The organism is Pseudomonas sp. 05T35, assembly GCF_056396605.1.
The window spans coordinates 1-8,311 of record NZ_JBFTLU010000238.1 but is presented as its reverse complement, the minus strand read 5'-3'; the positions used below and the strand labels follow the sequence as shown (position 1 = coordinate 8,311).

8 protein-coding genes are annotated in these 8,311 nt (G+C 57.3%); 4 read left to right on the top strand and 4 right to left on the bottom strand.

Features of this window, described 5'->3' with window-relative positions; all coding sequences use genetic code 11:
* Positions 1 to 375: AAA family ATPase (locus AC1DH9_RS18215; protein WP_477808536.1), on the bottom strand; the 375-nt coding region annotated here is incomplete at its 3' end.
* 254 nt (positions 376 to 629) lie between these two features.
* Here AC1DH9_RS18215 and cysK point away from each other — a divergent pair.
* The 4 genes from cysK to AC1DH9_RS18195 all read left to right on the top strand — a co-directional run bounded on the left by cysK (position 630) and on the right by AC1DH9_RS18195 (position 4,031).
* Positions 630 to 1,604 carry a cysteine synthase A gene (gene cysK / locus AC1DH9_RS18210; RefSeq protein WP_427540587.1) on the top strand — a complete coding sequence of 325 codons (975 nt, stop codon included), beginning with the start codon at positions 630 to 632 and terminating at the stop codon, positions 1,602 to 1,604.
* A 248-nt stretch (positions 1,605 to 1,852) separates the two neighbouring features.
* Positions 1,853 to 2,791: an aspartyl/asparaginyl beta-hydroxylase domain-containing protein gene (locus AC1DH9_RS18205; RefSeq protein WP_427540590.1), complete on the top strand. Its 939-nt coding sequence runs from the start codon at positions 1,853 to 1,855 to the stop codon at positions 2,789 to 2,791.
* A 115-nt stretch (positions 2,792 to 2,906) separates the two neighbouring features.
* On the top strand, positions 2,907 to 3,071 hold the full coding sequence (locus tag AC1DH9_RS18200) for a hypothetical protein (RefSeq protein ID WP_167360482.1): 165 nt from the start codon (positions 2,907 to 2,909) through the stop codon (positions 3,069 to 3,071).
* Between the two features lie 96 nt (positions 3,072 to 3,167).
* Positions 3,168 to 4,031, top strand: coding sequence for a DMT family transporter (locus AC1DH9_RS18195; protein ID WP_427540593.1), 864 nt, complete (start codon positions 3,168 to 3,170; stop codon positions 4,029 to 4,031).
* Positions 4,032 to 4,070: 39 nt separating this feature from the next.
* Here the strand turns inward: AC1DH9_RS18195 and AC1DH9_RS18190 are convergent, their stop codons facing one another.
* The 3 genes from AC1DH9_RS18190 to AC1DH9_RS18180 form a co-directional block, all read right to left on the bottom strand.
* Positions 4,071 to 6,653, bottom strand: coding sequence for a fimbria/pilus outer membrane usher protein (locus AC1DH9_RS18190; RefSeq protein ID WP_427540596.1), 2,583 nt, complete (start codon positions 6,651 to 6,653; stop codon positions 4,071 to 4,073).
* Positions 6,654 to 6,737: 84 nt separating this feature from the next.
* On the bottom strand, positions 6,738 to 7,490 hold the full coding sequence (locus AC1DH9_RS18185) for a fimbrial biogenesis chaperone (RefSeq protein ID WP_427540599.1): 753 nt from the start codon (positions 7,488 to 7,490) through the stop codon (positions 6,738 to 6,740).
* Positions 7,491 to 7,563: 73 nt separating this feature from the next.
* Positions 7,564 to 8,157 (bottom strand): fimbrial protein, encoded by a 594-nt coding sequence (locus tag AC1DH9_RS18180; RefSeq protein WP_427540602.1) that lies wholly within the window; start codon positions 8,155 to 8,157, stop codon positions 7,564 to 7,566.
* Positions 8,158 to 8,311: the final 154 nt, after the last annotated feature.

Here is an 8,311-nt window from a genome sequence, read left to right as displayed (position 1 = left end):
CGGGAACTCGATGTCGGCCTTGTCGATTTCGTCGATCAGCAGAATCACCCGCTCTTCGGACTCGAAGGCCTCCCACAGCTTGCCCTTTTTCAGGTAGTTGCGGATGTCATGGACCTTGTCCACACCCAACTGCGAGTCACGCAGGCGGCTGACCGCGTCGTACTCGTACAGGCCCTGGTGAGCCTTGGTGGTGGACTTGATGTGCCAGGTGATCAGCTTGGCACCGAAGGACTCGGCCAGTTGCTCGGCGAGCATGGTCTTGCCGGTGCCAGGTTCGCCCTTGACCAGCAAGGGCCGCTCCAGGGTGATGGCGGCGTTGACCGCCAGCTTCAGGTCATCGGTGGCGACATATGCGCGGGTGCCTTCGAACTTCATCGGTAATTCCTCGAACGGTAACGCCGATCTGCGCCGGGCAGGGCGGGCGAAATAAAAGTATGCCCGACTATAACGCGGCGCCCGGTCGACTGTGAACGCAGACGGCTTATTCAGTCTCTGAATGGAGCGTCACAAGGTGACCCGGTCAGCTCGGTAAGCGGCCAGACTTGGGTGCCGCCTGTTCCGCGACTGGACGCCCAAGGGTGCGAGGCATACCCTTGGAGGCTTCTCCAACGCTGCATAAGGACCCAGCCATGAGCCGCATTTTTGCTGATAACGCGCATTCCATCGGCAATACGCCATTGGTTCAGATCAACCGTATTGCGCCTCGCGGCGTGACCATTCTGGCGAAGATTGAAGGACGCAATCCGGGCTATTCAGTCAAATGCCGGATCGGCGCGAACATGATCTGGGATGCTGAAAGCAGCGGCAAACTCAAGCCGGGCATGACCATTATCGAACCGACCTCGGGCAACACCGGCATCGGTCTGGCGTTCGTCGCGGCAGCTCGCGGCTACAAGTTGGTGCTGACCATGCCGGCGTCCATGAGCATCGAACGGCGCAAGGTACTCAAGGCCCTTGGCGCCGAACTGGTACTGACCGAGCCTGCCAAAGGCATGAAGGGGGCCATCGAAAAGGCTGCCGAAATTCTGGCCAGTGACCCGGCCCGCTACTTCATGCCGCAGCAGTTCGAGAACCCGGCCAACCCGGCGATCCACGAAAAAACCACCGGTCCGGAAATCTGGAACGACACCGACGGCGCCATTGATGTGCTGGTCTCGGGTGTCGGTACGGGCGGAACCATCACCGGCATTTCGCGGTATATCAAGAACACCCAGGGCAAGCCGATTCTCTCGGTGGCGGTGGAACCGCTGGTCTCGCCGGTGATTACCCAGGCCATGGCCGGTGAGGAAATCAAGCCAAGCCCGCACAAGATCCAGGGCATCGGCGCGGGTTTTGTACCGAAAAACCTCGATCTGTCGATAGTTGACCGGGTTGAACTGGTCAGCGATGAAGAATCCAAGGCCATGGCCCTGCGTCTGATGCAAGAGGAGGGGATTCTCTCCGGGATTTCCTGCGGCGCGGCCATGGCGGTTGCCGTGCGTCTGGCCGAAACCCCGGAAATGCAGGGAAAGACCATCGTGGTGATCCTGCCGGACTCCGGTGAGCGTTACCTGTCGAGCATGTTGTTCAGCGATTTGTTCACCGAGCAGGAATTGCAGCAGTAACGTCTGTGTTGACGTTGTGGCGAGGGAGCTTGCTCCCGCTGGAGTGCGAAGCGCTCCCAAAATTTGTGTTGACTCAAATCAGTCAAGGTTCAGGTGCCTTATGTTAATAAGTGCTTTATTGCGCAACCTTTAACACTGATTGTTCAGTTATGTGGGTTTTTCCCAAGGCCGGTAGTGTTTATCATGGCCGGCTGCCATGTCGGGTAATTGACAATGCGCAGAGAGACCTTTTTTCAAGGAGTTTCCTCATGACCTTTTCCTTTGCCGCAAAGGCGTCGCTGTTGCTGCTGTTCATCGGCAGCACGCTCTACGTGCATTTGCGCGGCAAGGCGCGTTTGCCGGTCTTGCGTCAGTTCGTCAACCACTCGGCGTTGTTCGCTCCTTATAACGCCTTGATGTACCTGTTCTCGGGAGTGCCGTCCAAACCGTACCTGGACCGCAGCAAGTTCCCGGAACTGGATGTGCTCAAGGAAAACTGGGAAGTCATTCGTGACGAGGCCATGCACCTGTTCGACGAAGGCTATATTCGCGCCGCCGAGAAGAACAACGACGCCGGTTTCGGTTCGTTCTTCAAGAAGGGCTGGAAGCGTTTCTACCTCAAGTGGTACGACAAACCGCTGCCATCGGCCGAATTGCTCTGCCCGAAAACCGTCGAGCTGGTCAGCCGCATCCCCAACGTGAAAGGCGCGATGTTTGCCCTGTTGCCGGGCGGTAGCCACCTCAACCCGCACCGCGATCCGTTTGCCGGTTCCCTGCGTTATCACTTGGGCCTGTCKACACCGAACTCCGACGACTGCCGCATTTTTGTCGACGGTCAGGTCTACGCCTGGCGCGACGGTGAAGACGTGATGTTCGATGAAACCTACGTGCACTGGGTCAAGAACGAAACCGAAACGACCCGGGTCATTCTGTTCTGTGACATCGAACGACCGCTGAGCAACCGCTTGATGACGCGTATCAACCGTTACATCAGTGGCCTGCTGGGCCGTGCCACGGCGCCGCAAAACCTCGATGACGAGCGCGTCGGCGGGATCAACAAGGTCTACGCCTGGAGCAAGAACTCGAGCGACAAATTCAGCGGTGTGGTCAAAAAGTGGAAGCGCCGTAATCCCAAGATGTACCGCATCCTGCGGCCAATATTGGCGGTTGTGGTGCTGACGGCGCTGGGTTACTGGTTGTTTGGCTGAGCGACAGGCCTGCGATCTTTTGATCCGGTCATTGCAAAAAATATCGAGCGCTGGTTATAGTCAGCGCTCGCTGCGTTTCCAACCCGGCGATTTCTCCCTCGAAAAAGATCAGCCCATGCCTGCATCCCTCATCAACGCGGTAGTCGATTCAGCGGTCAACGCTGGCGTCGTGCCGTGCGGGAATGTGCAGCCTGCGCAGATCAGTCACTATCCCCCTCCTGTCAGTCGCACGCCGGTGTGCGCGGTGGTTTCACCGCCAGGTGTTGGCTTCTCGGGCTGATCAGCGGCTTCTGCTGTTCCCTGCGCCCGCCTGAACACAACGACTGAATTTCAGCTTCGGCTGAGTTGGCTTCTTGCCTGATGACAGGTGGTTTTCATGTTGCTCATTTCAAAAAAGACCGCGCTCGCGGCGGCGTCCACGAGCCTGTTCGTTCTGCTCTGGAGTAGCGGGGCGATTTTCTCCAAATGGGGGCTGGCTCACGCCTCACCCTTTGCCTTTCTGTTGATCCGCTTTGCCATTGCCCTCTGTGGGCTGGTGCTGTTGATCCCGTTGCTCAAGCTCAAACTGCCCCGGCGCGGCAAGCCGATGCTGTATGCCGCGGCCACCGGCCTGGTATTGCTGGGCGCCTATCAGATTTTCTATCTGCTGGCGCTGGACCTGAAGGTTACGCCCGGGGTCATGGCCACGATCATGGGGGTTCAACCGATCCTCACCGTGGTGCTGATTGAGCGCCAACGCTCCAGGAGCCGGATGTTCGGCCTGATGCTCGGGCTGGCGGGGTTGATCATGGTGGTCTATCAGGGCATCGGCCTGGCCGGCATGTCGCTGGCCGGAATGCTCTTTGGTTTGCTGGCGCTGGTCAGCATGACCGCAGGCTCGATCATGCAGAAGCGCATCACCGACAATCCCCTCGGCACACTGCCGGTGCAATACCTGGCCGGGCTGCTGTTGTGCGGAGTTTTCGTGCCGTTCCAGCCATTCCACTTCGAGCACAGCACGGGGTTCATCGTGCCCGTGTTGTGGATGGGCCTGGTGGTATCGTTGCTGGCGACCTTGCTGCTGTATCGCCTGATCGCCCGAGGCAATCTGGTGAATGTCACCAGTTTGTTCTACCTGGTGCCGGCGGTGACGGCAGTGATGGACTACCTGATTTTCGGCAACAGACTGGCGATGTTGAGCATGCTTGGCATGCTGTTGATCATCGTCGGCCTGGTGTTTGTGTTCCGTAAAAGCCGCTGATGCTGACGCGGCCTTCGTGATTGGCGAAGGCCGCGTTTTTCATGGCTGGCATTGCAGGCGCACGCGCTCATAGTTCAGGGCTTTGTTGCGCTCGGGCAATGCATAGGGCGCCAGGCAGTGTTTGCCATCCCATTTGATGGTGAGGGTGGCTGATTCTTCTTCCACCAGCGCCAGGGCTTTACCGCTCGGGTCAGAAATGGCCAGTTGTTTACCGGCGGCGTCTTCCAGCGCGGCGCCAAACGGAATGGCCTTGTTTTGTGCATCAAACAGCTCGAACTGCACCCGTCGACCGGTCTTGCCGGTGTATCGTGCTACCACCACCGCTCCCCGGCGCGGCACCAGCTGTTGGGTCGCGTTGTCGATTTCGATATCTCCACCCAGATCGCGGGTATCCAGACTGATCCAGTTCACCCTATAAGGTTGCGCGTTGGGGATGACCGCGTAGCCGTTACGCCCAGTCTCAACGCCACTGTAGCTGCTGATTTTTGCTCCCAGGATTCCCGGTACCTCGGCCAGCGCAAAGGTTTCACTGACAGTCTGTCCCAGGTTCACTCCGCCCGCGTGGGCCACTACGGAGCCGGCAACGTTGAGGTTTTGCGAGTCATAACCACGTCCCTGGCTGTACCCCAGGCTGATGTCTGCCACCGACGTACGACTGTTGATATTGGCTGACGCTGAATTGCCGCTGGTGCTGCTGTTGCCACCTTGAACCGAATAGAACGTATCGCTGGTATCGGACAGGTAACCATTGATACCCGCTTGAGTGTCGCTGCTGCCTTTCTGAGTGCTGGTGGTGACGAACGCCCGTGGTGCACGAGGTTGACTACCCAGCGGGAAAGAGACGGATAGGTTGAGCTGGGTGTCGCTGCTTGAAGGTCCCCACGTCCCAAGGTCCTTAGTGCGCGTCACGCCAAGATTGTAGCTGACATCACCCCAGTTGTTGCTATAGCCGGCCGAAAAGCTCTGAGAGCCGCCGCGGTTCCAGTAACGTTGGTCACTGGCATTGACGTAGAGGCTGCCGAATTCCCGGTTGCGTCCCATGCTCTGGTTGATTGTCAGGTCGGTGCGGGTTTTCGAGTTGCCGGTACGCTTGCGCGCTCCCTCACTCAGGTCTTCCACATGGTCGGGCAGGGTTCTATAGCCCTCGGTTGAGTACCGATAAGCGGCCAGGGTGAAGTTGGTGTCTGTGCCGGTAAAGGTTTTCGCATACAACGCACGCACACTATTACCCTGAGTTATTTGCCCCAGGGCACGGCTGGATGAGTGGGTAACGTCGAAAGAGACGGCGCCTAGTGAGGTGTTCTTGCCCGCCCCCAACGACAGGGCCTTGTAGTTGTCACTGGCTTGTACGCCGACGATACCGGTCAGGTTGCTGGTCAGGCCGTAGGCCAGGGTGCTGCTGATAAATTGCGGTGTCGCCATGCCGTCGGTGTTGCTACTGTATTGACCGGCAGAGATGCTGTATTTCACCTGATCTTCACGCACCATGATCGGCAGGCTGGAGAACGCCTGCTGGGTCACCCGACGGCGTCCGTCGGCCTCGATGATAGTGATCTGTAAATCACCGTTGGAACCGCTGGGATAGATATCGCTGATTTCGAACGGTCCTGGCGGCACGCTGGTGGTGTACAGGATGTAGTCGTTCTGACGAATCTCCACGGTGGCGTTGGTTTGCGCCACTCCCCGAATGATTGGTGCATAACCGCGTTCGCTATCGGCGCGCATGCCCTCATCGGAAGCCAGTTTCAAGCCGCGATAGCGCACGCTGTCGAACAAATCGGTATCGGAGAAAATGTCACCGGCACTGAATTGCCCCTTGAGCGCAGTTACGTCATGTTGCAGATAGCTGCGGTTGCTCTTGAACGTTTTTGGGCGGCCGGTGCCGCTGCTCAAGTTGGACTCGTTGCGCAGGCGCCAGGCGCCCAGGTTAATGCCGTTGCGCAGACCCAGGTTATTGGCGATACGCGTATCGAAGTCACCGGCACTGCGGCTGCTGTTGAACTGATAGTTGATAAAGGCTGCCGGTACGCCATCATCCCACAGCGCAGGATCGACATAGCCGCGCATGCCGCGTTGCATCGCCACTTGCGGTACGCTGGCAGCCAGTCGCAGGTGGTTTGAGTCATAATGCAGGGTGGCCTGATCGATCAGTGACGGTAGGTCATAGCAGCTTTGCGGGATGTCCGGGTCGAGCTTGTCCCGGGCTTGCAGCCTGGCGATGTCGACACCCAGTTGTTTAAGCAGGTCAAAGGTCAGGCACGGCTCGACGCGACCTGTTTGCGGATTGCGGTTGAAATCGATATCTCGCCGGCCCACCAATACTTCATTGCTGTAAAGGTCGACCCGATAGTTGCCCGGCAGCACGCCGTTGGCAGACAGCAGCAGTTGCAGGTCCACCGCTGATGGCGAACCTTGCAGGAACGTGGTGTTGAACGCTTCCACTTGCGGTTGTTCGGCAGTGTCTGCTGGTGCTTGTGTTGCAAGTGCCAAAGAAGGCAAACCTGCAAAAACGGCCAGCGATAAGGCATTTAACTTCAGCGAACTAAAAGTTGTTGTATGACGTAACGTCCGCGCGCATTTTTTTGCACAATGATTGGGCCTGTTGCCAGAAAAAAAAGACATGCAAAGAACCTATGTCATCCGCGAATAACTACAGGGCGGAGCGAGTAGAAGCATACTCAAAGCATGCCGGGGTTAAGTAGGCAGTTATGGCGTAGGCGATGTCTCTGTGCTGTTGGCACTGTTTGAACTGCCGTTCGCGAGCTTTGCCGCGTATTGGTTTTGTGCGCCATAGTCATTAATACTGGAGAACGTCAGGCGTGCTGTGCTGTCTGTTGAGAACTTTCTAATGACAAACTCTTTTTCTTCTCCGGGCGCAATCATTGTCGAGTCGGCTGCCAGTTCAACTTGTTGTGAACCTTGAAGTTTTATATCTGCCATGGAAACGTGATACAGGCTAGGGTTTTTGACGCTTAAAACGGTTTTCCCAGAGTGCTGAGCGAGTTGCCATTGAAGTTCGGAGGGTGCCAGCAGAGCATCTCCGGGCAGGCCGGCAGGGCGGAAGAATATTTTGATGCGCTGGCGCACAGCCAACTGCAAAGTATTTTCGGCGAGGGCGGCCTGCGGTATTTCCTGGACGTTGAGCCATACTACGGACTCTTTGTCCGTCGGCATGCCGGCGCCTTCATACAGAACGCGCAGCAGTTGCTGTTCCTTGGCGAATATCCGGGTCAGGGGAGGTGAGACAGCAAAAGGCGTGGCACCTGGCTTCGAGTCGCCACTGTCGACCCAGGATTGAATCAATACATCTTGATTGCCATTACGTACAGTGACATTGGCTTCCTTGTGTTGGCCATCAAAGACAATACGGGTGGCACTCAGTGAAATACTGCCCATGGCTTGGGCAGCCATGAGCAAGCCCAGTAGACCCAGGCAAGCGGGAATTGAACGACGCAACATAGTGTTTACCGTTTGTTTCTATGTGAATGGCGAGGCTGGGAAGCCTCGCGCATATTCGGTCTGGCTCTACGGCTTATTCGTATTGCAGGATGAACGGCAGTGTTGCGTCACCGCGACCGGCGGTGGAGGTGCCGGCAGCGCCGGTAGTGACGTAGGCGGCGGAGAAGTTCAGCGTGGTATCCCCACCGGCCGTGCCTGTACCGTGCATGCCGCTCTGGATCTTGGCGGTAGTTTTGGAGCTCAGGTCGATCAATGCGCCGTTGCTATCGAGCAGGGCGATGCCGACGTTGGCGGCAGTGCCGGTGCCTTTGGTCAGCGCAAGGACTTTCTTGCCGGTGACCAGGCCTGAACCACCGCTGTTCGCGTCAAAGATCATGGCCACTTTGGTGCCCAGGTTGCAGTTGACGTTCAGGTTGAAGTCTTTTGCAGTTACACGCCCCGAAGCGGGGCTTTCGGCAGTCCCCATGTCCTTGATGGACACCGCGCCCATATTCACGGAGATCACGCGGTCGGCGTTGGCGCCGTCAACGGAGCAGGCGTCGTTGTTGATGACACCCGTGAACGTAATCTTGCCGCTGCCGCCCTGGGTAGGAGGATCTGCGGCAAAAGCGCTGCCAGAGGCCGCGATAACTGACATGGCAATAAGGGCCAGGGAAAACTTCTTCATGGTGATGTCCATTAGTATTGATGGGGAAAGGACTACATCGAAATGCCAGTACACGATAGAGAACGAGGCTGTTCGAGGAAATCAGACGATTCTTATAAATACTAATGGGGTCAGGTTGTTGATGTAGAAGATCGTGGCGGGAAAGGCTTTAGTG